This is a genomic window from Novosphingobium sp. 11B (assembly GCF_054589055.1).
In genome coordinates this window covers 1-23,959 of the sequence record NZ_BAAILP010000240.1, presented here as the reverse complement: position 1 = coordinate 23,959, position 23,959 = coordinate 1, and the positions used below count along the sequence as shown (strand labels likewise).

At 63.9% G+C, this 23,959-nt stretch carries 26 protein-coding genes and 1 tRNA gene; 10 read left to right on the top strand and 17 right to left on the bottom strand.

Translation table 11 applies throughout. From position 1 onward, the window contains the following. Nucleotides 1–20: 20 nt before the first annotated feature. The 4 genes from ACYPYD_RS21620 (at nucleotide 21) to hflX (ending at nucleotide 5,796) form a co-directional block, all read left to right on the top strand. Complete coding sequence (locus tag ACYPYD_RS21620) at nucleotides 21–2,216, top strand: HAMP domain-containing histidine kinase (RefSeq protein ID WP_036524775.1); 2,196 nt, start codon at nucleotides 21–23, stop codon at nucleotides 2,214–2,216. A 30-nt stretch (nucleotides 2,217–2,246) separates the two neighbouring features. Beyond that, nucleotides 2,247–3,644, top strand: coding sequence for a nitrogen assimilation response regulator NtrX (gene ntrX / locus ACYPYD_RS21615; protein ID WP_036524777.1), 1,398 nt, complete (start codon nucleotides 2,247–2,249; stop codon nucleotides 3,642–3,644). A 144-nt stretch (nucleotides 3,645–3,788) separates the two neighbouring features. Beyond that, nucleotides 3,789–4,385, top strand: coding sequence for an RNA chaperone Hfq (gene hfq / locus ACYPYD_RS21610; protein WP_008828546.1), 597 nt, complete (start codon nucleotides 3,789–3,791; stop codon nucleotides 4,383–4,385). A gap of 16 nt (nucleotides 4,386–4,401) precedes the next feature. Then, the gene (hflX, locus tag ACYPYD_RS21605) at nucleotides 4,402–5,796 is read left to right on the top strand and encodes a GTPase HflX (protein ID WP_459665458.1); all 1,395 of its coding nucleotides are present in this window, start codon (nucleotides 4,402–4,404) and stop codon (nucleotides 5,794–5,796) included. Nucleotides 5,797–5,835: 39 nt separating this feature from the next. Here hflX and mazG read toward each other — a convergent pair whose 3' ends face one another. The 10 genes from mazG to ACYPYD_RS21555 all read right to left on the bottom strand — a co-directional run bounded on the left by mazG (nucleotide 5,836) and on the right by ACYPYD_RS21555 (nucleotide 14,866). Next, nucleotides 5,836–6,609, bottom strand: coding sequence for a nucleoside triphosphate pyrophosphohydrolase (mazG, locus tag ACYPYD_RS21600; RefSeq protein WP_459665456.1), 774 nt, complete (start codon nucleotides 6,607–6,609; stop codon nucleotides 5,836–5,838). Between the two features lie 58 nt (nucleotides 6,610–6,667). Further along, on the bottom strand, nucleotides 6,668–6,823 hold the full coding sequence (locus ACYPYD_RS21595) for a hypothetical protein (RefSeq protein WP_459665454.1): 156 nt from the start codon (nucleotides 6,821–6,823) through the stop codon (nucleotides 6,668–6,670). Between the two features lie 23 nt (nucleotides 6,824–6,846). Next, nucleotides 6,847–7,629, bottom strand: coding sequence for an MBL fold metallo-hydrolase (locus tag ACYPYD_RS21590; protein ID WP_459665452.1), 783 nt, complete (start codon nucleotides 7,627–7,629; stop codon nucleotides 6,847–6,849). Beyond that, a complete protein-coding gene (locus ACYPYD_RS21585) occupies nucleotides 7,626–8,405 on the bottom strand; it encodes a TatD family hydrolase (RefSeq protein ID WP_459665450.1) in 780 nt (259 codons plus the stop codon). Before ACYPYD_RS21585 ends, ACYPYD_RS21590 begins: the two co-directional genes overlap by 4 nt. Next, nucleotides 8,405–9,964, bottom strand: coding sequence for a methionine--tRNA ligase (metG, locus tag ACYPYD_RS21580; protein ID WP_459665448.1), 1,560 nt, complete (start codon nucleotides 9,962–9,964; stop codon nucleotides 8,405–8,407). Before metG ends, ACYPYD_RS21585 begins: the two co-directional genes overlap by 1 nt. A gap of 83 nt (nucleotides 9,965–10,047) precedes the next feature. Next, nucleotides 10,048–11,022: a DNA polymerase III subunit delta' gene (locus ACYPYD_RS21575; RefSeq protein WP_459665445.1), complete on the bottom strand. Its 975-nt coding sequence runs from the start codon at nucleotides 11,020–11,022 to the stop codon at nucleotides 10,048–10,050. Further along, nucleotides 11,019–11,660, bottom strand: coding sequence for a dTMP kinase (gene tmk, locus ACYPYD_RS21570; protein ID WP_459665443.1), 642 nt, complete (start codon nucleotides 11,658–11,660; stop codon nucleotides 11,019–11,021). Before tmk ends, ACYPYD_RS21575 begins: the two co-directional genes overlap by 4 nt. Next, a complete protein-coding gene (locus tag ACYPYD_RS21565; RefSeq protein WP_459665441.1) occupies nucleotides 11,657–12,814 on the bottom strand; it encodes a D-alanyl-D-alanine carboxypeptidase family protein in 1,158 nt (385 codons plus the stop codon). Before ACYPYD_RS21565 ends, tmk begins: the two co-directional genes overlap by 4 nt. 59 nt (nucleotides 12,815–12,873) lie before the next feature. Next, complete coding sequence (locus ACYPYD_RS21560; protein WP_069707724.1) at nucleotides 12,874–13,875, bottom strand: SPOR domain-containing protein; 1,002 nt, start codon at nucleotides 13,873–13,875, stop codon at nucleotides 12,874–12,876. After that, nucleotides 13,859–14,866 carry a lytic murein transglycosylase gene (locus tag ACYPYD_RS21555; protein ID WP_008828662.1) on the bottom strand — a complete coding sequence of 336 codons (1,008 nt, stop codon included), beginning with the start codon at nucleotides 14,864–14,866 and terminating at the stop codon, nucleotides 13,859–13,861. Before ACYPYD_RS21555 ends, ACYPYD_RS21560 begins: the two co-directional genes overlap by 17 nt. Nucleotides 14,867–15,039: 173 nt before the next feature. On the opposite strand from ACYPYD_RS21555, the gene ACYPYD_RS21550 reads away from it, so the two are divergent. Both ACYPYD_RS21550 and ACYPYD_RS21545 read left to right on the top strand, forming a co-directional pair. Next, nucleotides 15,040–15,129, top strand: a tRNA-Ser gene (locus ACYPYD_RS21550). 144 nt (nucleotides 15,130–15,273) lie between these two features. Continuing rightward, nucleotides 15,274–15,456 (top strand): helix-turn-helix domain-containing protein, encoded by a 183-nt coding sequence (locus ACYPYD_RS21545; RefSeq protein WP_036530551.1) that lies wholly within the window; start codon nucleotides 15,274–15,276, stop codon nucleotides 15,454–15,456. 212 nt (nucleotides 15,457–15,668) lie between these two features. On the opposite strand, the gene ACYPYD_RS21540 is transcribed toward ACYPYD_RS21545, so the two are convergent. The 4 genes from ACYPYD_RS21540 to ACYPYD_RS21525 form a co-directional block, all read right to left on the bottom strand. Beyond that, a complete protein-coding gene (locus tag ACYPYD_RS21540; protein WP_459665438.1) occupies nucleotides 15,669–15,968 on the bottom strand; it encodes a hypothetical protein in 300 nt (99 codons plus the stop codon). Between the two features lie 345 nt (nucleotides 15,969–16,313). Further along, nucleotides 16,314–16,514: a hypothetical protein gene (locus ACYPYD_RS21535; RefSeq protein WP_008830896.1), complete on the bottom strand. Its 201-nt coding sequence runs from the start codon at nucleotides 16,512–16,514 to the stop codon at nucleotides 16,314–16,316. 508 nt (nucleotides 16,515–17,022) lie between these two features. Then, nucleotides 17,023–17,331: a HigA family addiction module antitoxin gene (locus ACYPYD_RS21530; RefSeq protein WP_008830895.1), complete on the bottom strand. Its 309-nt coding sequence runs from the start codon at nucleotides 17,329–17,331 to the stop codon at nucleotides 17,023–17,025. Continuing rightward, nucleotides 17,321–17,611: a type II toxin-antitoxin system RelE/ParE family toxin gene (locus ACYPYD_RS21525; protein WP_008830894.1), complete on the bottom strand. Its 291-nt coding sequence runs from the start codon at nucleotides 17,609–17,611 to the stop codon at nucleotides 17,321–17,323. The genes ACYPYD_RS21530 and ACYPYD_RS21525 overlap by 11 nt, the downstream gene beginning before the upstream one ends. Nucleotides 17,612–17,857: 246 nt before the next feature. Between ACYPYD_RS21525 and ACYPYD_RS21520 the strand changes: the two genes are divergently transcribed. Further along, a complete protein-coding gene (locus ACYPYD_RS21520) occupies nucleotides 17,858–18,343 on the top strand; it encodes a hypothetical protein (RefSeq protein ID WP_459665436.1) in 486 nt (161 codons plus the stop codon). Nucleotides 18,344–18,380: 37 nt separating this feature from the next. Here the strand turns inward: ACYPYD_RS21520 and ACYPYD_RS21515 are convergent, their stop codons facing one another. Then, nucleotides 18,381–19,028, bottom strand: a complete 648-nt coding sequence (locus ACYPYD_RS21515) for a YoaK family protein (protein WP_459665434.1) — start codon at nucleotides 19,026–19,028, stop codon at nucleotides 18,381–18,383. Nucleotides 19,029–19,317: 289 nt separating this feature from the next. After that, nucleotides 19,318–19,521 carry a hypothetical protein gene (locus ACYPYD_RS21510; protein ID WP_459665432.1) on the bottom strand — a complete coding sequence of 68 codons (204 nt, stop codon included), beginning with the start codon at nucleotides 19,519–19,521 and terminating at the stop codon, nucleotides 19,318–19,320. A 137-nt stretch (nucleotides 19,522–19,658) separates the two neighbouring features. On the opposite strand from ACYPYD_RS21510, the gene ACYPYD_RS21505 reads away from it, so the two are divergent. The 3 genes from ACYPYD_RS21505 to ACYPYD_RS21495 all read left to right on the top strand — a co-directional run bounded on the left by ACYPYD_RS21505 (nucleotide 19,659) and on the right by ACYPYD_RS21495 (nucleotide 22,373). Next, nucleotides 19,659–19,883, top strand: coding sequence for a hypothetical protein (locus ACYPYD_RS21505; protein WP_459665429.1), 225 nt, complete (start codon nucleotides 19,659–19,661; stop codon nucleotides 19,881–19,883). 90 nt (nucleotides 19,884–19,973) lie between these two features. Next, nucleotides 19,974–20,594 carry an OB-fold-containig protein gene (locus tag ACYPYD_RS21500; protein WP_459665427.1) on the top strand — a complete coding sequence of 207 codons (621 nt, stop codon included), beginning with the start codon at nucleotides 19,974–19,976 and terminating at the stop codon, nucleotides 20,592–20,594. Between the two features lie 39 nt (nucleotides 20,595–20,633). After that, a complete protein-coding gene (locus ACYPYD_RS21495; RefSeq protein ID WP_459665425.1) occupies nucleotides 20,634–22,373 on the top strand; it encodes a flotillin family protein in 1,740 nt (579 codons plus the stop codon). 800 nt (nucleotides 22,374–23,173) lie between these two features. Here the strand turns inward: ACYPYD_RS21495 and ACYPYD_RS21490 are convergent. Then, the coding region (locus ACYPYD_RS21490) for an AraC family transcriptional regulator (RefSeq protein ID WP_459665423.1) at nucleotides 23,174–23,959 on the bottom strand (786 nt) is incomplete at its 5' end.

The window sequence follows — 23,959 nt, the reverse complement described above, 5'->3', positions numbered from 1 at the left end:
GGCCCAGATGGTGGCGGCGAATGCAGGTCGCTGCGCGCCGGGCGAACTTCTTCGCGGTCATGGAAGTGCTGTCGGTGGTCGCCTTCCTGGCGATGACGGTCACCACCTGGCTCGCCATCAACAGTGGCGGAGACCGCCGCGAACTGCTTCCCTCGAACCTCACCGCCAGCCTGCTGGTGGGCACGCTGGTGCCCGCGATGGCGATCCTCGTCCTGCTCGGCAGGCGGATGGCCCTGCGCCGTGCAGCCGAGCACGCGACCGGCGGCACCGGCCAGATGCACGTGCGGCTGGTGTTCATCTTCTCGCTGATCGCCGCGATCCCGACTTTGCTGGTCGTGGTCTTCGCGTCCTGGCTGTTCCAGTCGGGCGTGGAATTCTGGTTCTCCGACAGTTCGCGCGGACTGCTGGAGAATGCCAACAAGCTGGCGCGCGGCTACTACGACCAGACGCTTCGCGACGTCGGCTACGAATCCGTGGCGATGGCCACCGACTCGCGCGCGGAACTGAGCCGCAGCCCCGTCGCGAGCCGGGAGTTCCAGGCGTTCCTCTCGTTCCACGTCATTCGCCGCAACCTGAGCGGCGCGGCGATCATCCAGATCGACGCAAGCGGGGAACAGCGCACGCCGATCATCGTCGATCCGGACGGCGTTGCCGAAAACAACCGCATCAGCAAGGATGGCCTCGAACGGCTCGACAAGGGCGAGCCCTACGTCGTCAGCGCGAAGGACAACCGCATCGTCGCGGCCGCGCCCATCGAGCGGTCGTCGGGTGTCTATCTTCTTGTCGTGCGCAGTTCGGACCTGCTTTCGCTCAGCCAGGGCGAGCGGGCCGAGAACATCGTGCTGGCCTACGAGGCGCTCACCAGCCAGGCGCGCGTGCTGCAGCTGCGTTTCAACGTGGCCCTTTTCGTGGCCTCGCTCGCTCTCGTTGGCCTGTCGGTATGGTTCGCGCTGCGTTTCGCCGACCGGCAGGTGGAGCCGCTCTACCAACTCGTGGATGCCGCGCGCCGAGTGGGTGCGGGCAATTACGCGCTGCGGATCGAGGGACGGACCGGCGCAGACGAAATCGGCCTGCTGAACCGTGCGTTCAACCGCATGACCGCGCAGATCGACAAGCAGACTCAGGCGTTGCTCGGCGCCAACAGCCAGCTCCACGAGCGCAGCGTCTTCATCGAGGCGGTGCTGGAATCGGTCACCTCGGGCATCATCTCGCTCGATGAGGGCGGACGTATCCTGCTGATGAACTCGACCGCGCAGATGCTCCTGACCAACAGGGCGCAGGATGTGCCGGAAGGCATGCCCATTGCGGAACTGGCACCCTCGATCGCGGCGTTGGTGGAGCAGGGGACGACCAGCGGCATCGTCCAGTACAATCGCGGCGGCGACCTCCTGACACTGGCGGTCAAAACCAGCCGCGACGCCACCGGCCACGTCATCACCTTCGAGGATATCACCCGCCAGCTCCTCGACCAGCGCACGGCGGCATGGTCGGACGTGGCGCGGCGCATCGCGCACGAGATCAAGAATCCGCTCACTCCGATCCAGCTGGCGACCGAGCGCCTCAGCCGCCGCTATCGCAAGCAGATCACCGACAACCCGGAACTGTTCGAGGACCTGACCCGCACGATCATCCGGCAGGTCGGGGAACTGCGCAAGATGGTGGACGAGTTCTCCTCCTTCGCCCGCCTGCCCAAGCCGGTGTTCCGCACCGAGGACCCGGTAGCGCTGACGCGGCAGGCGCTGTTCCTGCAGGAGGTGGCGAGGCCCGACATCGACTTCCGCTTCTCGGCCGGGCGCGACATCCGCGTCATCGACTGCGATCGCCATCAGTTCGGACAGGCGATGACTAACGTTCTCAAGAACGCCGTGGAAGCTATTGAAGTAAAGTCGAAAGATGCGGGTGAAGACTATCGCGGCGCGATCAGCGTCGAGGTGGCCGATCAGGACGATTCGGTCGTCGTGCGCGTTACCGACAACGGCATCGGGCTCTCGCAGGACAAGGAGCGCCTGATCGAGCCTTACGTGACGACGCGTGAGAAGGGCACGGGCCTCGGGCTCGCGATCGTCAACAAGATCATCGAAGAGCACGGCGGCGAAATGACCTTCACCGCCGCGCAAGGGGGGGGCACCACGGTGACCATGCGTTTCGCGCATGACCCGCCGGCCCAGGAAGCAACCAGTTCGGCACCCGCACGCAAGCCGGAGGCCGCGCAATGACCCGTTTTTCCAGCACGAAGAAGATGGCCCATGGCACTTGATATCCTGATCGTCGACGACGAACGCGACATCCGCGAACTGGTCGCCGGCGTGCTGAGCGACGAAGGCTACGAATGCCGCACCGCGGGCGACAGCGATGCTGCTCTCGCGGCGGTCGATGCCCGCCGTCCGTCGCTGGTGCTGCTCGACGTATGGCTTCACGGCAGCCCGATGGACGGGCTGGAAATCCTCGACGCGATCAAGGCGCGCGAGCCGGAACTGCCGGTCATCATCTTCTCCGGCCACGGCAACATCGACACCGCCGTCGCCGCCATCAGCCGCGGCGCCGTGGACTTCATCGAGAAGCCCTTCGAGGCGGAAAAGCTGCTGCACCTTGTGGGCCGGGCGACCGAGACGGAGCGCCTGCGCCGCGAGAACGCGCAGCTGCGCCAGGGCGTGTCCATGGGCGAGGAGTTCACCGGCTCCAGCGGCATCATCAACCAGGTCCGCGCGACGCTCAAGCGCGTCGCCAACACCGGCAGCCGCCTGCTCATCACCGGGCCTGCCGGGTCGGGCAAGGAAGTGGCGGCGAGGCTCCTGCATGCCTGGAGCCCGCGCGCCGGCAATGCCTTCGTCAGCGTCAATTCTGCCCGGATCACGCCTGAACGCTTCGAGCAGGAGCTGTTCGGCGAGGAGGCCGACGGTACCCTGATCCGTTCCGGCCTGCTCGAAAGCGCCGACGGCGGCACCCTCTACTTCGATGAAGTGGCGGACATGCCGCTCTCGACCCAGGCGCGAATCCTGCGCGTGCTTACGGATCAGGCTTTCGTGCGTGTCGGCGGCACCCGCCAGATCCGCGTCGATGTCCGCGTGGTTTCCTCCACCTCGCGCGACTTGGAAAAGGAAATCGCCGAGCGCCGCTTCCGCGAGGACCTGTTCTACCGCCTCAATGTCGTGCCGATCGCGATCCCGGCACTGCGCGAGCGCCGCGACGACATTCCGGCGCTGATCGACCACTTCTTCGCCCGCTATGCCAACGAGCAGGGTGTCACCCCGCCGCAGGTGAGCGGCGAGGCGATGACCGCGCTCCAGGCCTACGAATGGCCCGGCAACGTCCGTCAGCTGCGCAATGTCGTGGAGCGCACCGTCATCATGGCCCCGCGCGAGAAACTCGCGAAGATCGAGGCGGACATGCTCCCGCCGGAAATCTTCAACAGCCGGGGAGGGGCCGATACCGGCGTCACCGTGATGATGAGCGCCCCGCTGCGCGAGGCCCGCGAGAGCTTCGAGCGTGAGTACCTGCGCGTCCAGATCCGGCGGTTTTCCGGTAATATCTCGAAGACCGCCGCTTTCATCGGGATGGAACGCTCGGCACTGCATCGCAAGCTCAAGTTGCTCGGCATGTCGGAGCGGCGCGAGGACGAAACCGACCTCGACGAAACGATCTGAATTTCGGTGTAACATTTCTGCTACAAAAACCCCGTTTACTGCATTGCAGCAAATGGGTAGTTTCCGATTCGAGAACGGCCCGCGCTAACAGCGGGACCAGATCGCGGACCGCATGGGCGGCCGCCAAAAAAAAGGAGCATACACATGGCTGGTCGTACCCTTTCCGCGCGCCCTAAAGCGACGACGGAGCCCGAGGTTGAAGAAGCCGCACCGGCCGCCGCAGTTGCCGCTGCCGCGCCTGTTGCCCCCCCGGCATCCACGGGCAAGGGCGGACAGAACCTGCAGGACCAGTTCCTGAACCTGCTGCGCAAGAACAAGACCCCGGTTACCATGTTCCTCGTCAAGGGCGTGAAGCTGCAGGGCATCGTTACCTGGTTCGACAATTTCTCGATCCTGTTGCGCCGTGACGGTCAGTCGCAGCTCGTCTACAAGCACGCGATCTCGACGATCATGCCTTCGACCCCGGTGGACGCCCGCCAGTTCGGCAATGGTCCGGAGAACGCGAAGAAGCAGCGCGTACTGCAGGACGTCTTCCTTTCCAGCATCCGCAATGCCGGCGTGCAAGTGACGATGTTCCTGATCAACGGCGTTATGCTTCAGGGCCGCGTCGCCGCTTACGACCTGTTCTGCATGCTGCTCGAGCGCGAAGGCTATGTGCAGTTGGCGTACAAGCATGCGGTTTCGACGATTCAGCCCGTGACTCCGGTCGACCTTCAGGCGCATGAAGAAGCCGACGACTGAGAGAAGCTGAACAAAATTGAACGATGAACTGAAGGGGGAGGTCACGCGCGGTGCGCGTGCCCTCGTCGTATATCCGCAAATGCGTGGGCCAAGGGGTGAGAGGAACGATCTCGACCCCGAAGCTCGTCTTGAGGAGGCGAGGGGGCTTGCGCTCGCGATCGGCCTCGAAGTGGTCGAGGCGATGGCGATCGTCATTCGCGAAGCGCGCCCGGGCACGCTGTTCGGCGAAGGCCAGATCCAGAATATTTCCACGGCCTGCACACTGAACGAGGCCGAACTCATCATCGTCGACGGTTCGCTGTCGGCGATCCAGCAGCGCAACCTGGAAGAGAAGCTCAAGCGCAAGGTCATCGATCGTACCGGGCTCATCCTCGAAATCTTCGGCGAGCGGGCAGCGACGGCGGAAGGCCGCCTGCAGGTGGAACTGGCGCACCTCGATTACCAGGCGGGGCGCCTTGTCCGCAGTTGGACTCACCTCGAGCGCCAGCGCGGCGGCTTCGGCTTCCTCGGCGGTCCCGGCGAGACGCAGATCGAGGCCGACCGCCGCATGATCCGCGATCGTATGGCCAAGATCCGCCGCGAACTCGAGCAGGTACGCCGCACCCGCGGCCTCCATCGCGACCGCCGCGAGAAGGCGCCGTGGCCGGTGGTCGCGCTCGTCGGCTATACCAACGCCGGCAAATCGACGCTGTTCAATCGGCTCACCGGTGCCAGCGTCATGGCGGAAAACCTGCTGTTCGCGACGCTCGACCCGACGATGCGGGCAATCCGCATGCCGGGTCTCGAAAAGGCGATTCTGTCGGACACGGTGGGTTTCATCTCGGACTTGCCCACCGAACTGATTGCCGCCTTCCGTGCGACGCTTGAGGAAGTGACCGCCGCCGACGTGATTCTTCACGTTCGCGACATCGCCAACCCGGACACCGAGGCGCAGAAGCGTCAAGTCCTCGATGTCCTGGCTGATCTCGGCGTGATCCAGCCCCCGCTCGACGATCGCAAGGCGCGCCAGGCTCCCGCGCTCGACTGGTCGGACGACGAGCCGGATGACGAGCCCGAGCCGCAGGTGCCGATCATCGAGGTCTGGAACAAGTGGGATCTGCTGGACCCCGACCAGGCGCATGAACTCCGCGAGGTGTCCATGCACCGGGAAGGGGAGGTCATTGTTCCCGTCTCGGCGCTGACCGGAGAGGGCTGCGACGCGCTGCTCGACATCGCCAGTCGCAACCTGACGCGAGATTCCAGGATCTACAGCTTCGTGCTGCCGGTCGCTGACGGCCAGCGCTTCGCATTTCTCCACGCGCGCGGCGAAGTCGTGTCCGAAGAGGATGCCGGAGAAGGCGAGCAGGGGCCGCAGATGAGGCTGGAGGTGCGCCTTTCAGAGCGAGAGTTCGGGCGCTTCAAGGCGCTCTGAGCGCTGCCATGGTGGTATTGTGCGGCCGTCGTGTGCAGCTTATTCGCTGCGTTTGACGGCCTGCCAGTACGCTTCCTGTTCCTCCAGAGAAAGCGTTGCGAAGTCGCGATTGTCCTTGGCCGACAGCGCTTCCATGCCGCGGAACCGGCGTTCGAACTTGACGTTCGCTGCCCGCAGCGCGTCTTCAGGCGCTATGCCGTTCAGCCTTACCAGATTGACTGCGGCGAAAAGCAGGTCGCCTGCTTCTTCCAGTCGCTCGGCAGCGGATGCTTCGGCCAGTTCCTGCATTTCCTCGCGGACCTTGTCGGCCGCTCCGCTCGGATCGGGCCAGTCGAAACCGACGCGCGCCGCGCGCTTCTGCAGTTTCTCCGCCCGCATCAACGCCGGGAGCGACAGCGCCACGCCGTCGATGGCGCTGGTCGCACCCTTGGCGGCACGTTCCTTGGCCTTCAGTTTTTCCCAGCGATCGGTCTGGGCATCTTCGGTCGCGTCATCGCCGAAGATATGAGGATGCCGCGCCTCGAGCTTGTCGGAAATGGCGGCAGCGACATCGCCGAAAGCGAAATGCCCAAGTTCTTCCGCCATACGGGCATGGAAGACGACCTGCAGCAACAAGTCGCCGAGTTCCTCGCGCAAGGACGGCAAATCGTCATGCGCGATGGCTTCGGCGACTTCGTAGGCTTCCTCGATCGTATATGGCGCGATCGTTGCGAAGGTCTGCTCCTTGTCCCATTCACAACCGTCCTGCGGATCGCGCAGGCGGGCCATGATGGTCAGGAGGCGGTCGATCTGTTGGTGTCGGATCTGGGTCATACCTGAGTTGATAATGATGATTATGTAAAATAAAGAATGGAGAGCGTGAAGTCTTCCATCAGCCGATCCTGAAGCCGGACCACTGGATCACTACCACGAGCGCGATGATGATCGCGGCCCAGATAGCCGCAAGACGCAGTGCTTGTCCGCCGCCGAGTCCCCGGATTTGAGGATTGCGCAGCGCCAGGACCAGGCAACCGACGATGGAGATCATCGAGACGATCATGGCTGTCGTGTTCACGGCGTAAGCACCAGTCCATCATAAGCGACCTGCACGTTCGCAGGCACCGAAGCGCTCAGTGTGGCATAGTCCATGCTCTTGTCGAGATGCGTCAGCACGGCCGTTCCCACCCGGCAGACTTCAGCCAGTTCCAGCGACATCGCCAGATGGGCATGCGTCGGGTGCGGTTCGCGACGTAGGCAATCGACGATCAGCAGGTCGCAGCCATAGAACAGATCGACCATGCCGCGCGTAATCTGGTTGAAGTCCGTGGCATAACCGACTGATTTTCCATCGGCATCGAACAGGAATCCGGTCGAATCCATCCCGCCATGAGGCATCTGCGTATGGCCTATGCGAAAGCCTTCGCACAGCCGCAGGGTATCGAGATTCTCCAGAGAAATCAGCGTTGGGTAGCCGTGCTGGCCGGCAAAGACGTAGCCGAACCGCTGCCGCAACCGCCGCACGGTTTCGGAATCTGCATAGCCCGGGATCGGTCCGGCGCGGCCGTAGCGCAGCGGGCGCAGGTCATCGATACCATGGCAATGGTCGGCGTGGTCGTGCGTCCAGAACACCGCATCGATGCGATGGATGTCGTTGGCAAGCAGTTGCGCGCGCAGGTCGGTCGAAGTGTCGACGAGGATACGGGCACCGGCGTCGCTTTCGAGCAGGATCGACACCCGTGTGCGACGGTTGCGCGGCTCATCCGGATCGCACAGTCCCCAGTCGGCGCCGCCGTTCTCGCCGCCGAGCCGGGGCACTCCGGTCGATGTGCCGCTGCCGAGGACCGTGACCTTCACGCGTACTGCGCCTTGGAGAACAGCGCGAAGAAGTTGCGTGTCGTGGCCTTGCCGAGTTGCGCCACGGTCGTTCCCCGCAGGTTCGCGACGAAAGCCGCCGTATCGGCGGTGAATGCCGGTTCGCACTTGCGGCCGCGATGCGGCACCGGGGCAAGAAACGGCGAATCGGTTTCGACCAGCAGGCGATCTTCAGGAATGGTCTTCACGACCTCCTGCAAGTCCTTGGCATTCTTGAATGTCACGATGCCTGAAATGCTGATCGTCAGCCCGAGTTCGAGAACCTTGCGGCCGAAGTCGGCGCTGGCGGTGAAGCAGTGGATCAGCGCCGGGAAGGCGCCCTTCCCCATCTCCTCGGTGAGAATGCGCGCGGTGTCGTCTTCTGCATCCCGGGTGTGGATAATGATGGGTAGGCCGGTCTCGCGGGAAACGGCGATGTGCGTGCGGAAAAGCGCCTGTTGAACCTCGCGGTCGGACTTGTCGTAATAGTAGTCCAGCCCGGTCTCGCCGATGCCGATCACGCGCGGATGGGATGCGGCTTCGAGCAGAGCCCCCTCGCCCAGATCGGCATGCTGGTCCGCTTCGTGCGGGTGGATGCCGACCGAGGCCCAGACGTCGGGTTCGCGTGCGGCGGTGGCGACCACGCGGTCCCATTCCCGCTGCCGGGTCGAGATGTTGAGAAAGCCCTTGATCCCGGCATCGCGGGCGCGTGCGAGCACGGCCTGCTGATCCTCGACCAGACCTTCGTATTCGAGATGGCAGTGGGAATCGATCAGCATCAGGCGGCCGCTTCCTCGGGAAGTTCCAAGCGAGGGAATACGCCTTGCGGCTTGTCGACCTTGAAGCCCGAACCGGCGAGTGCGTCGAACCAGCCGGTATCGGCAAGTGCGGCGTAGTCACGCGCGTCGATCGCGTGTCCCATCTGGTCGAGCAAGGCGTCGATCGCGGTCGGCACGACAGGACGAACGGCGATGGCGAGATCGCGTACGACGCGGAAAAGCGTCATCAGTACGGCTTCCATGCGAGCGGGGTCGCTCTTGCGCAGCGCCCATGGGGCCTGTTCATCTACGTACTGGTTGCAGGCGAAGACGCCGCGCATCCAGGCTTCAAGGCCGGTGCTGAAATCTAGCGCGTCGAACGCCGAGCGCAGTCCGGAGACGGCCTCAGCCACGGCTGCGAACAGCGCGGTGTCGGCTTCGCTTTCTTCAAGTCCAGCTTTCAGTTCACCATCCATGTTCTTGAAAATCATGGACAGGCTGCGCTGGGCCAGATTGCCGAAGCTGTTGGCGAGTTCGGCGTTGGCACGCGTCACGATGGCTTCGTGCGACCACGAACCGTCCTGCCCGAAGGCGACTTCGCGCAGGAAGAAGTAGCGCAGGGTATCGACGCCGTACGTCTCGGCCAGACCGATCGGGTCGGTGACGTTACCCAGCGACTTCGATTCCTTGAGCCCGCGATTGAGCAGGAAGCCGTGGCCGAAGACCTGCCTGGGCAATTCCAGACCGGCGCTCATCAGGAAGGCGGGCCAGTAGACGGTGTGGAAGCGGACGATGTCCTTGCCGATCAGGTGGACGTCGGCGGGCCAGAACTTCGCGAAATCGCCCTCTTCCTCGGGGAAGCCGAGGCCGGTGATGTAGTTGGTCAGGGCATCCACCCAGACATACATGACGTGGTTGTCGCTGCCCGGAACCTTGATGCCCCAGTCGAAGCTGGTGCGAGAGACCGACAAGTCGCGAAGCCCGCCTTCGACGAAGCGTTGGATCTCGTTGCGGCGGCTTTCAGGCCGGATGAACTCGCCCGCGGCGTAGAGTTCCAGCAGCTTGTCCTGATATTTGGACAGGCGGAAGAACCACGATTCCTCGACGGTCCATTCGACCGGCGTGCCTTGGGGAGACAGCTTTGTGCCGTCTTCGCCTGCCTGCAGTTCGCTTTCGTCATAGTACGCCTCGTCGCGTACGGAGTACCAGCCTTCGTAGCGGTCGAGGTAGAGGTCGCCGTTCGCTTCCATGCGGCGCCATAGTTCCTGCGTCGCGGCGTGATGGCGCGGTTCGGTGGTGCGGATGAAGACATCGTAACCGATGTTCAGAGCGTCGCACATCTCCTTGAAGTAGGAAGACATTTCATCCGCGAGCGCCGCCGGGGTCGTGTCGAGGTCGCGCGCCTTCTGGGCCATCTTCAGGCCATGTTCGTCCGTGCCGGTCTGGAACCGCACGTCGAAGCCTTCCGCCTTCTTGAAACGGGCGATCACATCAGCGGCGATGGCCTCGTAGGCGTGGCCGATATGAGGCCGCCCGTTGGGGTAGCTGATGGCGGTGGTGATGTAATAGGGCTCGCCCATGCGGCGTCGCGCTTTCCTGACTGGAGTTTACAGATCGATCTTCAAGTGCGTTCTGAACTTCGCTCAGGAGTCCTGCGAACGCGCTAACGTGCGGCTTCTCTAGGCATCGCGGCCGAGGCCAGCAACCCGCCAATTTCCATTATGAGGAGCCCGGCATCGAAATTGTAGGTCGGAGCCTGCGTCGCCAGCGTCGTCAAGGCGCCATAGGCTTCGATAATTCCGAGCTGGCGTGGACGCGGGGCGTCGCGAAGCTGCTGGACGAGGACGGCGCGGGCAAGCTCAAGCGCTGCCAACTGACGGTCGCGTGCCGGTCTGCCGCCCATCTCGTCGGCCAGTGCACCGCGTAAGGCGAAGTCCGGGTCGCCGCGCTGCAGGATGCGCATCATCAGCGCGTGAATGCCGCCGAGATCGTGCTCGACGATATCGAGCGCCACGCCGGGCGACCCTTGCGCGGCAGCGATCGCGGCCGCGCGCGCGGCGGCATCGGCCTGGGGCGCATCGCGGCGGATGGCAGAGTCGAGTTGTTCCGGCCCGAGTGCGGCGAAGCGCAGGACGCGGCAGCGCGAACGGATGGTGGGCAGCAGGCGGCCGGGCTGATGCGTGACGAGAAGGAAATACGTACCGGCGGGCGGCTCTTCCAACGCTTTGAGAAGCGCGTTGACGGCGCCCTTCTCCATGTCGTCGGCCGGGTCGATCACGATGGCGCGGCGATCGCCAAGCGTGGGCTTGGTCGCGAGGCGGCGGATCATGCCGCGCACCTGATCGACGGTGATGTTGCGCTTGGTCTGGTAAGGCTTGCCCTCGGCCTTCTTCTTCGCCTCGTCGTCATTGGCGGGAAGGTGGTCGAGGATATGGATGTCGGGATGCGTTTCCACGTCAGGCATCGGGTGGCCCGGCTGGCGGACCAGCTCGGCGGCCGCCGCGCGCGCGAAAGCGCGCTTGCCCAAGCCCTTGCCGCCGCTCAGTAGCCAGGCATGGTGCATGCGCTCGGATGCGATGGCGGCCAGCCATTCCTGCCACGCGGCGTCCTGACCGATGAAGGGTTTGTCCATGGTCATGGCAGCAACGGCGCCAGCGCCGTCATGACGAGGCCATGCGTGGCCTGCGCATCGCCGTCGCCGTCGATCCGGGCGAAGCGGGCGGGCTCCGCCTCGGCGAAGGCCGAAAACGCGCTGGCAACGCGGGCGTGATAGGAGGCGTCCCGCCCGCCGATGCGGTCGCTGCCATCGGTGTCGCGCAGGGCAAGCCTGTGCACGGCCACCGCAGGCGTGACTTCCACCAGCAGCGTCAGGTCGGGCAGCAGTCCCTCGCTGCCGATGGCGTGGAGGGAGGCGATTTCGGCGTCGGACAGACCACCGCCGCCGCCCTGATAAGCGCGGCTCGAATCGAGATAGCGGTCGCAGATCACCCATGCCCCGCGCGCAAGCGCCGGGCGGATCAGGCGGTGGACATGGTCGGATCGTGCGGCGGCGAACAAAAGCGCCTCGGCGCGCGGGTTCCAGCTTTCGCCGCCGTCCCCCTCGACGCCATCGAGGAGCAGGGCACGGATCGCCTCTGCCCCCGGAGTGCCGCCCGGCTCGCGGGTGGTGACCACCTTCAGGCCAAGCCCACGCAGGGCTTCGGCCAGTAGTCGGGCCTGGGTGGACTTGCCCGCCCCTTCCCCCCCCTCGAGCGCGATGAATCGACCCTGCATCATGTGAACAGGTTGATAAGCCCGTTCAGCAGCCTGTCCAGCCATCCGGCAGTCCCCACGTCACGCCCCGCGTAGAGCGGCACGCGGCCCGGTGCGAGCCCGGCGACGCGGATCTCCAGTTCGCCGACCTGCTCGCCCTTGCGGATCGGCGCCTTGATCGGTCCGCTGTAGTGGACGGCAAGCGTGATGCCCGGCTGAGTGCCGCGCGGGATGGTGGCGTGAACCTCGCGGTTGGCGACGAGCGGCAGCGAGCGGGCGTCGCCGTCTTGAACCTTGGCCTGCGCGATCGTCTGGCCCTGGTCGAAGAGGTGGCGGGTGTCCCACGCGGCAAAGCCCCATTCGAGCAGCGCCTTTGCCGCATCGTCGCGCACCTTGGGCAGCGGCGATCCAGCCAGCACCATGACGAGGCGGCGCCCCCCACGCTCGGCCGTGCCGAGGAAGTTGTAGCCAGCCTCGCGGGTATATCCGGTCTTGATGCCGTCCGCGCCGGGCACGACGCCCACCGTCGGGTCGTGGCTGCGCATGTGGACGTCACGCCAGATCCAGTGCTTGTGACCGGAAAACTCGCGGTAAAGATCAGGATAGCGAGTGATCATCGCATCGGCGAGGCGCACCAGATCGCTGGCGGTGACGTAGGTGTTGCCCTCGTCCATCCAGCCGTTGGGAGTGTTGTAGTGACTGCGCGTCATGCCGAGGCGCCGCGCGGCGTCGTTCATCTTCGCCGCCCAGCCCTGCACGCTGCCCGCATAGCCCTCGCCCAGCACGACGGCGGCATCGTTCGCCGAAGCGGTCATGATGCCATGGAGCAGGTCGCGCGTGGTCGGCCTGTCCTTGGTCGTGATGTACATGTTGGTGCCCTTGGCGAACCATTCCTTCTCGGTCTCGGGTCGCTCCTGGAACTGGCGGTCCATGCGGAGACGGCCCGCGCCGATTTCTTCGAAGGCCACGTAAGCGGTCATCACCTTGGTCACCGAGGCGGGCAGGAAGGGCGTATCGGGATGTTTCTGCGCCAACACCTGGCCGGAGCCGAGATCGACCAGCAGACTTACCGGGATCGGCGCAACCTGCGGCGGCGGGGCCGGGATGGAGGCGGCCGAGGCACTCGCCGGTATGGTTACGGCCAGGGCCAGCTTCACGATATTGGAAAACGACTTCAAGACCCGACTTCTCCCGCGCGCCTGTCGGCGTCTGGCTGCGCGCGGGAGACGTTTCAGGTTCAGTCCGCGCCGAGGATTCGGGCATCCCTATAGCCCGCGCCTTTCGCCTTCTCCAGCGCCGGCGCGGCTTTTGCACGGTTCGCGTAAGGACCGAGCCGCACGCGCCAGAACTTGCCTGCCGGGGACACGCTGCCACCGAGTTGCGCGGCGACCTTGCGAGCCGAGGATTCGGAGGAAAACGCGGCTACCTGTACGTAAGTCGAGCCCTTCTCGGCAGGCTTGGCCGCTTCCGGTTTGGGCTTCGCCGCCGGAGCGGCGGGCTTCGGAGCGGGGGCCTTGGGCGGCGAAGGGGGCACCGTTTGCGACGGGCGGGCGGCGGGCGGTACGGTCGGGGCGACGGATGCGGGCCTGGCCACCTTCGGTGCTGCCACCGGCTTCGCGGCCGGAGCCTTGACCATCGCAGGCGGTTCTCCCGCAGGCATTGCCGGCGGCGTGGAAGGCGGCGGGACCAGCGGCGACTGATCCGCCAGTTTGCGGCGCAGGACCTTGAGCAGTCCTTCGGGCGTTTCCATGCGCTCCGGCGCCCGGCCGCCGGCCCGAAGGAGCGCGCGCTCCTGCTCCGGCGGATTGACGCGGCGTACCCGCACTTGCGCCCTGGAGCCGGGAGCGAGACCGATCTGCGCCGAAGCATCGGCCGACAGTTCGATGAGTGCATCGTTTACCATCGGGCCGCGCCTCTCGATCCGTACGAGGATGGTGCGGCCGGTGTCGAGCGCTGTCACCTCCGCATAGCTGGGCAATGGCAAAGTCTTGTGCGCGGCAGTCACGCCGGTGCCTTCGCCGGTGATGACACCGCCGACCGCGTCGTAGTTGAGCTGGTCGGTCGGCGTCCAGACGGTGCTGCCGATGGTGAAAGGTTCGCCGACGACGACCGGATAATCGGCGGCAGGCCCCGTAGCAGGAGCAGCGACCTGCGGAGTGCGGGAAGCGGCCAAGGCCCCTCCCGAACCGAGCAGGATCAGCGCCGCAAGCGGCAGGGCATGGTTAACGGGCAATCTCATCTGCAAGCAACCCCACGGACATGGCGTAGTAGTTCGAGCAGTTGTACTGGAGGATCACCCGATAATTACCGGTTAACAGATAAGCCGGAGTGCCCGGACCGTCGGGCTGGAACAGCGAGGCGAGGACATCGCCGCCGATCGCGCCCTGCGGCGCCACGCCAAGGGCGCGCCATTGCGAAACCGGCTTCCACTGCGAATGGCGTGCATGAACTGCGGCGCATGACGGCGACGACAGCTTCGTCGCATAGGCGTTTACGTTGAACCCGGACGGCAGGCTGGCCCGCACGCCCCAGGGCTCACCGGTGCGCCAACCCGCGTCGCGGAAATAGTTCGCGATCGAGGCCAGCGTGTCGGCCGAACTGGAGAAGATATCCGCCCGCCCGTCCCCGTCGCCATCGACGGCGAGGCGCAAGTAGACGCTCGGCAGGAACTGGGGATACCCGAAGGCCCCTGCCCAGCTGCCCTTGAGCTGCGACCGCGGCACGCCCCGGTCGACCATCTTCATCAGGGCGATAAGCTCGCTCTCGAACAGCTCGCGGCGGCGCCCTTCCCAGGCCAGCGTCGCCAGCGAGCGTGCGAGGTCGAAGTCGCCTGTGTAGCTGCCGAAATTGGTCTCATGCCCCCAGATCGCGAAGAGAATCGGCGCGGGTACGCCATATCGCCGCTCGATCTGCGGCAGGATCGAGGCAAGTGAAGTATAGCGCGACTTGCCGCGCGCCACGATCGAACTGCCCACGTGCTGCGCGATATAAGGCGCCAGTGGCGGCGGCGCCCCGCGACTGCCGGGCTGCGAGGTATCGAGCGCGATGACCCTCTCGTTGGGCGTGAGGCCGGTCAGCACGCTGGTGATGGCGGCTTCGCTCACACCTTGGGATCGGGCATGCGAGGCGACCGTGCGCAAGTAATCGGGAAAGGACTCCGGTTGCGCGCAGGCCTGCGCGGCGGGAAGCGCAAGCACGACGGCGAAGACGGGAAGACGCAGCGATCGCATGAATGCCGCAAGGGTTATTACAGGGGTCATCGCGAGGAAACTTCGCACAAAGCGAACCGGTTGCAAATGGCCTGCCGCCTCTCGTCGTGGACAGTCGCCGCAAGCCCGATGCCCTTCACCGAGCATCAACCCCTTGCGCCCGCGCCACTTTGGGCTATGCGCAGCAATTGAGCGGACAGGTGGCCGAGTGGTTTAAGGCAGCGGTCTTGAAAACCGCCGTGGGTGCAAGCTCACCGTGGGTTCGAATCCCACCCTGTCCGCCAAGAAATATTGATAAATAAGGGAAAATTTGGCGATTATGCGCCTGTTCCCATAATAGCTCCCCGATAGCTCAACTGCTACCTCTGCTTGCAGCCGATTCTCGTCGGCTGTGGAGCGGTCGTTCTTCCCATTGATCCAAGGCATTCATGCAACCAATCGCACTGCCACCTAAGGAAGCCTTCGCCATGCTCAGCATCGGCCGTACAAAGGGGTATGAGCTGATTGCGGCTCGCGAACTTGAAGTGTTCAAGATCGGCCGTTCGACCCGGATCACGGTTGCCAGCATTCTGGCCTTTATGGAGAGGCAGATAGCCAGTCGCGACGTCTGATGCAGACCGTGTCGCGCCCGTAAAACGGTGGGTTGTTGCACAGGCCAGGCAATGCCAGCCCCGTATTATTTACAAGGATGTCTGGAAGAGGTTGGCCCAACCGGCAATCGATGGTGGAAGCGCGGCCGGGCCCAGGATCGCATGCTTTTATATTTTGCCGAAGGAACTGGGGAATCGTCGAACAAGTTCCGAGAATCCTTGGCGGCGAGTAGTTAGCCTACGATGGTCGCAGTCACCCGGTGGCGAAAAGGCTGGTGCGGGGTTCCGGATCTGCGAAGGTCACGGAAGGCGCCGCCAGCCAGATCAGGCAGGATTGCCTCTACCGTGGCAGCTTCTTCGAGGGATCGAACATCCACGAACAGGTTGAAGTGCCCATCAAAGCAGACGCTGACCACAGCTGATGGCGGGCAAGCCGCATGCACCAAGGAATGGAGAGCTTCAATCTCCGCACAGAGCGAGCGGCTATACCCAGCAGTGTCCGGAAAGGCATGGATGTTGCTGAATGCGTTCATGGTTACCTCGATAGGTTTCACATGAGAAACGCATCATCCCCATTTTCGATCCATCGCTAGAAAAAAACGGTTCATCGTAAATCGGGTCATCCTGCGCCAGTGGGCCTTCGGTGTGGGCCGGGCCACCCCTGCATACGCAGCCACCATTCGTGATGGCGTTCCGTAGCATGACCTCGTGCCCACTCTGCGCGTGCGGCAGTGCCCCGGTAAGGATTGCAGGCCGATGACAGGCCATCGCGTGCCGCTTTTCGGCCCCACAAGAAGGCATCGTTTATCGGCGTCAAGGGTTGTCCCCGAGATGCTGGTGAGGCCGATGAAGTTGCAAATCAGGTGGCTGATCTGACCTCACACCCAACGCCGCCGGAAGATTTTCCAATCGGGATCCAGTGTCATATCGCACGAGAACATGTAGCAACCGTCCTCAAGAATATCGACGACGCCGACCCAGCCGGCCTGAACAGCGCTCAACGCGACAATCACGTCATTCGTGTCGATCTCCAAATGATCGCGTGCCGGGTGTACGGACAATATGGTGTAACGCGGCATGCTCACCCCCGATCCTCGTCACATCCGAGGGATTATGGGCGCGATGGAACCGAGCATCGCGCCCACGTCATCGTCGTGCTTCTGGAGATCGACGATGCCTAGTCCCTCGGGAGGACGACAGAAGATCGCACCGAAACGCGAGGGTGTGCACAACATAGATCAAGTTGCGCTGATGTGATTGGTGCCCGTTGAGGTCTGCTTCACCCCAAGGGCGGGCGCGTTAAACGCTGTACCTGGGAAGACACGGGCTACGCCTTCTCTTGATGGCAGGCATCTACTTCACTTCGGCGCATAAAGACAGGGAAATAAAACGTTCGGCGCCGAGGTAGACGCCGTCGCTTAATCTCCCTCCTGCCCGGCTATTCGGCGCTTTCATGCTTCTGTCTACTGGATTCATGCGTGAGCGCTGCCGAAACCGGGACGGATGCGAACGACCTTGCATGTGGGCTCAGCATTAGGCCAGCGCTCCATATACCTTAGATGCCGGAACGCAGGCTGTATCGGCCTCTCAAGCCGCGCGAGTCAGTTCCAGCTTGCCGACTGCGATGTCACCCTCGTGCGCACGAGCTTGCGCCAGATCGAAAGCAGTCTGCATGCGCATCAGGGTATCGGCCTTCACCCCAAACGCCTTCTCGAAACGGATAGCCATCTCTGCCGTCAGAGCGGAATGCCCGTTGAACAACGTGCTCAATGCTTGACGCGAGACGCCGAAATGTTCGGCCAGAGCCTTAACCGTCAGGCCGTAAGGCTCCACGATCTCGGACTTGAGCCACTCCCCGGCATGGACGTGGATCGACGGATGCAGCTTAATCGCCATGATAGTCCTCCAAATCCATATCGGTCAGTGCCCCCTCCCCGTTGATCTGGAAGGTCAGGCGCCAGTTCTTCGTCACGGTCATCGACCAGGTTCCGTCGCGATCCCCCGTCAGCCTGTGCAGGCCATAGTTCGGCGGTATCGAAAGCTCATCCAGAGATCCGGCCGCGTCGATGAACGCAATCATCTTGCGAAGCCGATTGGCGTCTCCCACAAGGCCTTTAGTCGAGCCCGTTTCCACAAAACGGCGCAGCGCCTTATCGGTGATGCTCTCGATCTCCACGCTTTACGATATGGTTGAAGTAACTTCACGCGTCAAGTGAGACTTGACGCATGTTTAAAGGAGAAGGCTGGGCGGGAGAGCCTCGTTCGAATCACAAGCGGACACTAACCCCCCGCAGCGGTAGACCGCGAGGGCAGCGATGCTACGGTCTAACTTGGTAACCGAGGCCGTAGTAAACACCGCCGGAGCAGCCGTCGGCACCGGCGCGCCTGCTCAAACGCTATGTCCGGCACTGGAGATCGATCCGTGAAGAGCATATTTCAAGCGCTGTCGCCCCTCTTTCTGGCTTTGGCCGCAGCCCCGCTCCCGGCCGTAGCCAAAGCTGCCGAATGGGCGGTCTGGCAGAGCGAACCTTTCCCCTTCTCGATCTGCTATCCGGCCGACGTGTTCCAGCAGCGTAGGGTATCGGACACGGGTCACGCGATCGCATTGGAATCGAGAGACAGCGCACAGTTGATCGCCGGGAGCATCGACTACACCCGCGAAACGTTGGCCGAACCGTTACGGATCGAGCAGGAAAGGCTGACCCATGTCGCCCTGATTGCACGGGGTGAGAACTGGTTTGTCGTTTCCGGGACGCGGGTTGACCAGGCCCTCTATACGAAGGCCGTCCGAGTGGGCGATCGGTTGATAGCGCTCCGGTTCCGGTATCCTAAAAGCCTCGCAGCCAAGTACGCCCCCATCGTCGAGCGGGTAGCGGAATGCCTTAAGGTCCCCGAGGATGCCTATTGAGGATTCCGGGATAATCGCGCGCACCTGCCCGGCAACCCTATGGTGCGCGCTTCGATGGGCCTGCCATAGCAGCATATGCGGTCATTGATGCGGCTGCGACCACGGCCATCCAGATCGCGACGTTACCGGCCCGGATGAAGGTGGAGGCGCCCAAGCAAGCCCCGCAAACCAAGGATGCCCACAAGATCAGGTGAGGTGTCCAATTCCACTTCGGGCCGCCCATGAGAGCCGCAGCGATATGCTGCCCCAGCTTGACCAAGGCACCGGTCATGTAGGTCACCCCGATCGAAACTTCGCCGTTGCGCTGGAAGACGGCATTCTCCGCGCCCATAGCCGCCGCGAGAAGCATCGCGACCGGCAGGTGGGAAGTCACTTCGCTCAACGATGCGGCGGCGGTGAGAAGCACTGTCACGAGCGCCAGCACTGCGGGTTTTCGGTGCCGGGTGGCGCGGGAAGCGACGCACGTTCCTGCGATCACGCCGAAGACGAACGACAAGACCAAAGATCCGGCAATGAATGCTGCCGGTATATCCCGAACCAGCCCGACCGCGACGCGAGTGGAATTGCCGCTCATGAAGGATACGAAAAAGCCGCCGAGGCTGATGAACCCGATTGCGTCAACGAAGCCAGCCAAGGCCGCGAGCATCGCCGCCAACACCCAGAACCGCTTCTCATAGGCGATCATCGTCGGCTGAGCGGCTCAGTCAGTGCTTCTGAAACTTCGGCAAGTCACCCGTCATGTCGCTTTACCTTTTACCTTGCCTCGGCCCCGCAACGGACGCGGGGATATTGAACCATATGCAATCGCACCCCGGCAAGGGCTTCCACCGCCACAAGCCCTAAGCAGGCCCGCAATCGAGTGCTCTGGCTCCGTTCGCCGCAAACGGGCTCACAATGTGCACAAGTGCGTAGTCATTCGGATGAGATCGGCCATTAGCGCGCACGGCGTGGCGACTTGCAGGGGATCGCCGCGCCTACCTGACCCGTGCGAGGAAGCGATAAGGCTCACGGGCGGCGCCGATCAACTGGCCTAGCTCTGCCGCCTGCGCGCTGTCCATGACGATGTTGACCAATTCGAGCAGTTCGCTTTCATCAGCAGGCCAGCCTTCGAAAGAGGCTCCGTCAAGCGCTGCGGCGATGTCGTCTTCGGTAATTTCCCGGAACGACTGGTTCTTCATCTGGCCTCTCCTCCTGATGGTGACGAAGACCATGCGCTCGTAAGAATCCCGGGCCAGTTAAAAGCTTGCAAGGCCAAATGTGCGGACGGCAGACAACCAGCGCATCCATCGCTACTCTAGGGGCCAATGCCGAAAGCATGATCGCCGCACCGAGCGCCTTCCTCGCGCTAGTGCTGCTGGCATCGGTAGCGCTCTACTACGGCTTCGAACATCCGCCCAGCGCTGGCACAACCGCCGCACGCCGTCCCCAAGCGGGGCGGACCGTTAAACGGCCGAGCATCAAGTCTTCGCGTACCAGTTTGGCAAGAAATAGGCTCAACGCGCAGGAAACCATGTTCTGCGCAAAAATTTCATCGGCGTGACATGGAAATAGGCTGTCATCACCTCGCGATGATCGCACTTTTTCCTGCCTGTTCAACATGACAGGCGCATTTCCTCATGATAGCCTGCGCATGATGTTCTCGCAGATGCTGACGCCAGCCTACCTCCCTTTCGCGTTCTCCTTCGTGCTGATGATCGGTATCGGTCTGATCGAAGCCATCGGGCTGGGCCTTGGCCAGTTCGATCTCGACGGCGATTTCAGCGGGGACGGCGATGGCGGGATGCTCAGCTGGCTGGGCCTGGGCGGCGAGTTGCCGATCCTGATCTGGCTCACCTCGCTGCTCGGCTGCTTCACGCTGGTCGGCATCGCGCTGCAACAGGGCATGACCGCGATCGGCGGCGCCCCGCTGCCCTGGCTGGGGGCCTCGAGTGGCGCTCTGGTTGCTGGCGCCACGCTCAACACCTTCGCCGCCAACGGCCTGGCGCGCATCCTGCCGGGTTTCGAGACGACGGTGATCTCCACCGACGATCTGCTGCGGCAGCGCGGCACCATCCTCGAAGGCACCGCCCGTCGCGGCGCCCCGGCTCGCGCCAAGGTGGTGGACCGCCACGGCCAAGCCCACTTCGTGATGGTGAAACCGCACGATGATGCTGATGCCATCCCCTCGGGCGAGACCGTGCTGCTGGTCCGGCGCGAGGGACAAGTTTTCTTCGCAGTGCCCGATCGGCCTGCGTCCTTGCGACTGCCCTGATGCACGGCGGTCGCGCAGCAAACTGGGGAAGGGTCTAACGTGCCTGATTCGCTACTGAACGTCCTGATCTATGCTGGCATCGTGCTGCTGGCGCTTATCGTGATCGGCATCATCCTGACACGCCTCTATCGCCGCGCGACCAAGGACGTGGCGCTGATCCGCACCGGTTTCGGCGGGGAAAAGGTGGTGCTGAACGGCGGCATCATGGTGATCCCGGTGCTGCACGAACTGATGCAGGTGCGCCTGACCACGGTGAAGCTGGAAGTCTCGCGTCTCAACAAGGACGCGCTCATCACACTCGACAAGCTGCGCGTCGATGTGATCGGCCTGTTCCACATCAAGGTGAAGCCCGATGCCCAGTCGATAGCCGCCGCCGCGCAGACGCTGGGCGATTCGGTGAACAGCCCCGATGCGGTGAAGTCGCTGCTCGATGGAAAGCTGGTCTCCGCTCTCCGCTCGGTCGCCGCTACGATGACCATGGAGCACCTGCACGCCAACCGCGCCGACTTCATCCAGAAGGTGCAGGAAGCGCTGATGACCGACCTGGACATGAACGGCTTCCAGCTCGAATCGGTCAGCATCACGCATTTCGACCAGACTGCGTTCGAACACTTCAACGAAAACAATGCCTTCGATGCTGAGGGCCTGACCGTGCTCACCCGCACGATCGAGGAACGCAAGAAGATCCGCAACGACATCGTCGCCACCAACCGTGTCGAGATCGAGCAGCGCAACCTGGAGGCGAACAACCAATCGCTGGAGATCGCCCAGGCGGCCGAGCAGGCGCGGCTGACGCAGGAGCAGACGCTTTCCGCCCGCCGTGCCGAGCAGGCGACCGCGATTGCCACCGCCGAAGCCGAGCAGACGCGCCTTGCCGAGATCGCGCGGATTACCGCCAGCCAGGCGCAGACAGTGGCCCAGACCGAGGCGGACAAGATCATCCAGACCGCCACGATCGCGCGCGACGGCGCGATCCAGACCGCTACCATCGAGCGGGACCGTACCATCGAGATCGCCCGCATCACTACTGCGGTGCAGACCGCGCAGAAGTCCGAGGAGGAATCGACCGCGACTGCCGCCGCCAACGAGGCGCGCGCGCTCGCCGTCCGGGCCGAGGAAAGCGTGGCGACGGCCAAGGCCACCGAAATCGCCAACCGTAATAAGAACGTGGCGGTCATCGCCGCCACCCAGCGCGCGCAGGAAGAGGCGGTGGGCATCACCGTCGCCGCCACGGCCGAAAAGGAAGCCGCCGAAGCCCGCGCCAGCGCTCTGCGCACCGAAGCTACCGCCGAGGCCGATGCCGAGAAGGTCCGTGCTCAGGGCCGCGAAGCCGCCTTCGCCGTCGATGCCGCCGGCCAGGCTGCGATCAACGAGGCGACCAACCTGCTCAACGAAGCGCAAACCGCGCTGCTCGTCCGCAAGGCCGTGCTGGAAGCCCTGCCCGCGATCATCGCGGCGGCTAGCAAGCCGATGGAAAACATCGACAGGATCAGCATCCTCGATGCCCGGGGCCTGCACGGCGATGCCGCCACCGGGGAGCGTGGTGGCCCTGCCGCGAACGAGAACCTTGCCGACGCGGCCGTCTCCGCCGCCATGCGCTATCGCGTGGGCGGCCCGCTGATCGACAGCCTCATGACCGAGCTGGGCATGAACAGCGGTTCGCTGAACGGTATGTTGGCCGCCAGCGGCGTAACGGAAGCGGCGCACGCCCTCGCCGTTGCCGCGCCTGGCGCCGGCCCCACTCCGGCGCCTGCCAATCCCGAGCCGGACGTAGCCTGAATCTTGCAGGGAGCCGACCCCAGCCCGGCTCCCGCATCGGTCCCCGACATCTGACCGGCAACGGTGCGGTCGAGACGATTTCGTAGAAGTGACGCTCCATCGCTTCGGCGGCGGGGGATTAGCGATAGCTGGGCGACAAGAGCGGAGTCTCATTGAGGAGCGGCGTCGATTAGATCGCCGAGTCGGGCTCGGGTTCGATTCGCCCCATCCATTGGAGAACGTTGATGACCGCCGGAAACTTGAGCCCTGAGCACGAACGGAACGCTGCGATCTATGTCGCTGTGGTCGATGGCGCGACGTTCGGCGAATTGGCGGCCAGGTACGGCATCAGCAAGGTCCGGGTGCAGAAGGCTTATGCTCGCGAGCGCACGAACGCTTGGGAGGCTCGCAGGCGGGGTGAGACCTCATATCTTGGGCGGCCTATCCCAGGGGATGTTTGAGCCGTTTGCCGTTGATGAAACTGACCCGACGGCGCTCTGCGCTGGGAATGTGGGCGACAGAATTGCTTCTTTCAGGTCAGAGTATTTTACGACCGGGCTTCCATGAGCATCCCTCGCAACCACCACTACCTCCCGCAGTTTTACCTTGAGCGATGGGCATCTCACGGTGAAGTGGTCCGTTACGTTCGCCCGAGGGGGCGCATATCGGAGAGCGAACCCTATGTTGCAGGCGACGACGAGCAGCGAGTGCTGTCGATCCAGTCTTTGGCGCTCTCCAAGCGCGTCATTGCCCCTGTAACGAAGCGGATCACAGCTGGGCAAGTATCGTCGCCCCGCATCGGATCGCACTACGCCTCGCCTTCAAATCGCCATAGCCATCTGCGGCGTTGCCCTTAACCGTCCCACGTCGCGGACAGGTGGGGCGCCGAAGAGGCGACGATATTCGCGGCTGAACTGGGAGGGGCTGTCATAGCCAACGCGGAAGCCCGCCTCTGCCGCATCAAGGCGGTCGGCCAACATCAGCGCCCGCGCTTCCTGCAACCGCAACTGTTTTTGATATTGCAGCGGAGTCATGGCGGTGGCCCGGCGAAAATGATCATGGAAGCTCGACAGGCTCATGCCGGCAAGGGCGGCAAGGTGTGGTCCGCTGAATGGTTCGCGGAAATGGGCCTTGAGCCAGGCGATCGCTTTGGCCAGCTGGCTGGTGCGGCTTTCGCCGCTAGCTATCGCGCGCAGGATGCCCGCGCCCGGCCCGGTCATCAGCCGCACCAGCAATTCCCGCTCGATGAGCGGCGCGAGCAGCGGCGCGTTCGCCGGATCGCCGAGCAGCGCCGTCAACCGCGTCGCCGCGTCAATCAGTTCAGGTGTCATCGGGTGCAGCGTCATCCCGCCCCTCTCCTCCGTGCCTGCCGGCAGAGGCGGCAGGGTTAACGCGATCTCCGACAACAGGGCGGGGTCGAGATAGAGGCAGAAGCAGAGATAAGGCGCGTCCGCGCTCGCCTGCGTCACAGCGCCTGTGATGGGTAGATCGAGTGAGGCGACGAGATAGCTGGCAGGGCCATAGTCGATCACCGCATCGCCCAGCAGCACGCGCTTGCTGCCCTGCGCGATGATGCACAGCGCCGGACGCTGGACCATATGCACCGG

What these genes read in the sequence shown, in the direction of transcription:
- ACYPYD_RS21620 (WP_036524775.1), top strand. Translation starts at nt 21, where the DNA reads ATGCAGGTCGCTGCGCGCCGGGCGAACTTCTTCGCGGTCATGGAAGTG.
- ntrX (WP_036524777.1), top strand. Translation starts at nt 2,247, where the DNA reads ATGGCACTTGATATCCTGATCGTCGACGACGAACGCGACATCCGCGAA.
- hfq (WP_008828546.1), top strand. Translation starts at nt 3,789, where the DNA reads ATGGCTGGTCGTACCCTTTCCGCGCGCCCTAAAGCGACGACGGAGCCC.
- mazG (WP_459665456.1), bottom strand. Translation starts at nt 6,609, where the DNA reads ATGACCCAGATCCGACACCAACAGATCGACCGCCTCCTGACCATCATG.
- ACYPYD_RS21595 (WP_459665454.1), bottom strand. Translation starts at nt 6,823, where the DNA reads ATGATCTCCATCGTCGGTTGCCTGGTCCTGGCGCTGCGCAATCCTCAA.
- ACYPYD_RS21585 (WP_459665450.1), bottom strand. Translation starts at nt 8,405, where the DNA reads ATGCTGATCGATTCCCACTGCCATCTCGAATACGAAGGTCTGGTCGAG.
- metG (WP_459665448.1), bottom strand. Translation starts at nt 9,964, where the DNA reads ATGGGCGAGCCCTATTACATCACCACCGCCATCAGCTACCCCAACGGG.
- ACYPYD_RS21575 (WP_459665445.1), bottom strand. Translation starts at nt 11,022, where the DNA reads ATGACCATGGACAAACCCTTCATCGGTCAGGACGCCGCGTGGCAGGAA.
- tmk (WP_459665443.1), bottom strand. Translation starts at nt 11,660, where the DNA reads ATGATGCAGGGTCGATTCATCGCGCTCGAGGGGGGGGAAGGGGCGGGC.
- ACYPYD_RS21560 (WP_069707724.1), bottom strand. Translation starts at nt 13,875, where the DNA reads ATGAGATTGCCCGTTAACCATGCCCTGCCGCTTGCGGCGCTGATCCTG.
- ACYPYD_RS21555 (WP_008828662.1), bottom strand. Translation starts at nt 14,866, where the DNA reads ATGCGATCGCTGCGTCTTCCCGTCTTCGCCGTCGTGCTTGCGCTTCCC.
- ACYPYD_RS21545 (WP_036530551.1), top strand. Translation starts at nt 15,274, where the DNA reads ATGCAACCAATCGCACTGCCACCTAAGGAAGCCTTCGCCATGCTCAGC.
- ACYPYD_RS21540 (WP_459665438.1), bottom strand. Translation starts at nt 15,968, where the DNA reads ATGAACGCATTCAGCAACATCCATGCCTTTCCGGACACTGCTGGGTAT.
- ACYPYD_RS21535 (WP_008830896.1), bottom strand. Translation starts at nt 16,514, where the DNA reads ATGCCGCGTTACACCATATTGTCCGTACACCCGGCACGCGATCATTTG.
- ACYPYD_RS21530 (WP_008830895.1), bottom strand. Translation starts at nt 17,331, where the DNA reads ATGGCGATTAAGCTGCATCCGTCGATCCACGTCCATGCCGGGGAGTGG.
- ACYPYD_RS21515 (WP_459665434.1), bottom strand. Translation starts at nt 19,028, where the DNA reads ATGATCGCCTATGAGAAGCGGTTCTGGGTGTTGGCGGCGATGCTCGCG.
- ACYPYD_RS21510 (WP_459665432.1), bottom strand. Translation starts at nt 19,521, where the DNA reads ATGAAGAACCAGTCGTTCCGGGAAATTACCGAAGACGACATCGCCGCA.
- ACYPYD_RS21505 (WP_459665429.1), top strand. Translation starts at nt 19,659, where the DNA reads ATGATCGCCGCACCGAGCGCCTTCCTCGCGCTAGTGCTGCTGGCATCG.
- ACYPYD_RS21500 (WP_459665427.1), top strand. Translation starts at nt 19,974, where the DNA reads ATGATGTTCTCGCAGATGCTGACGCCAGCCTACCTCCCTTTCGCGTTC.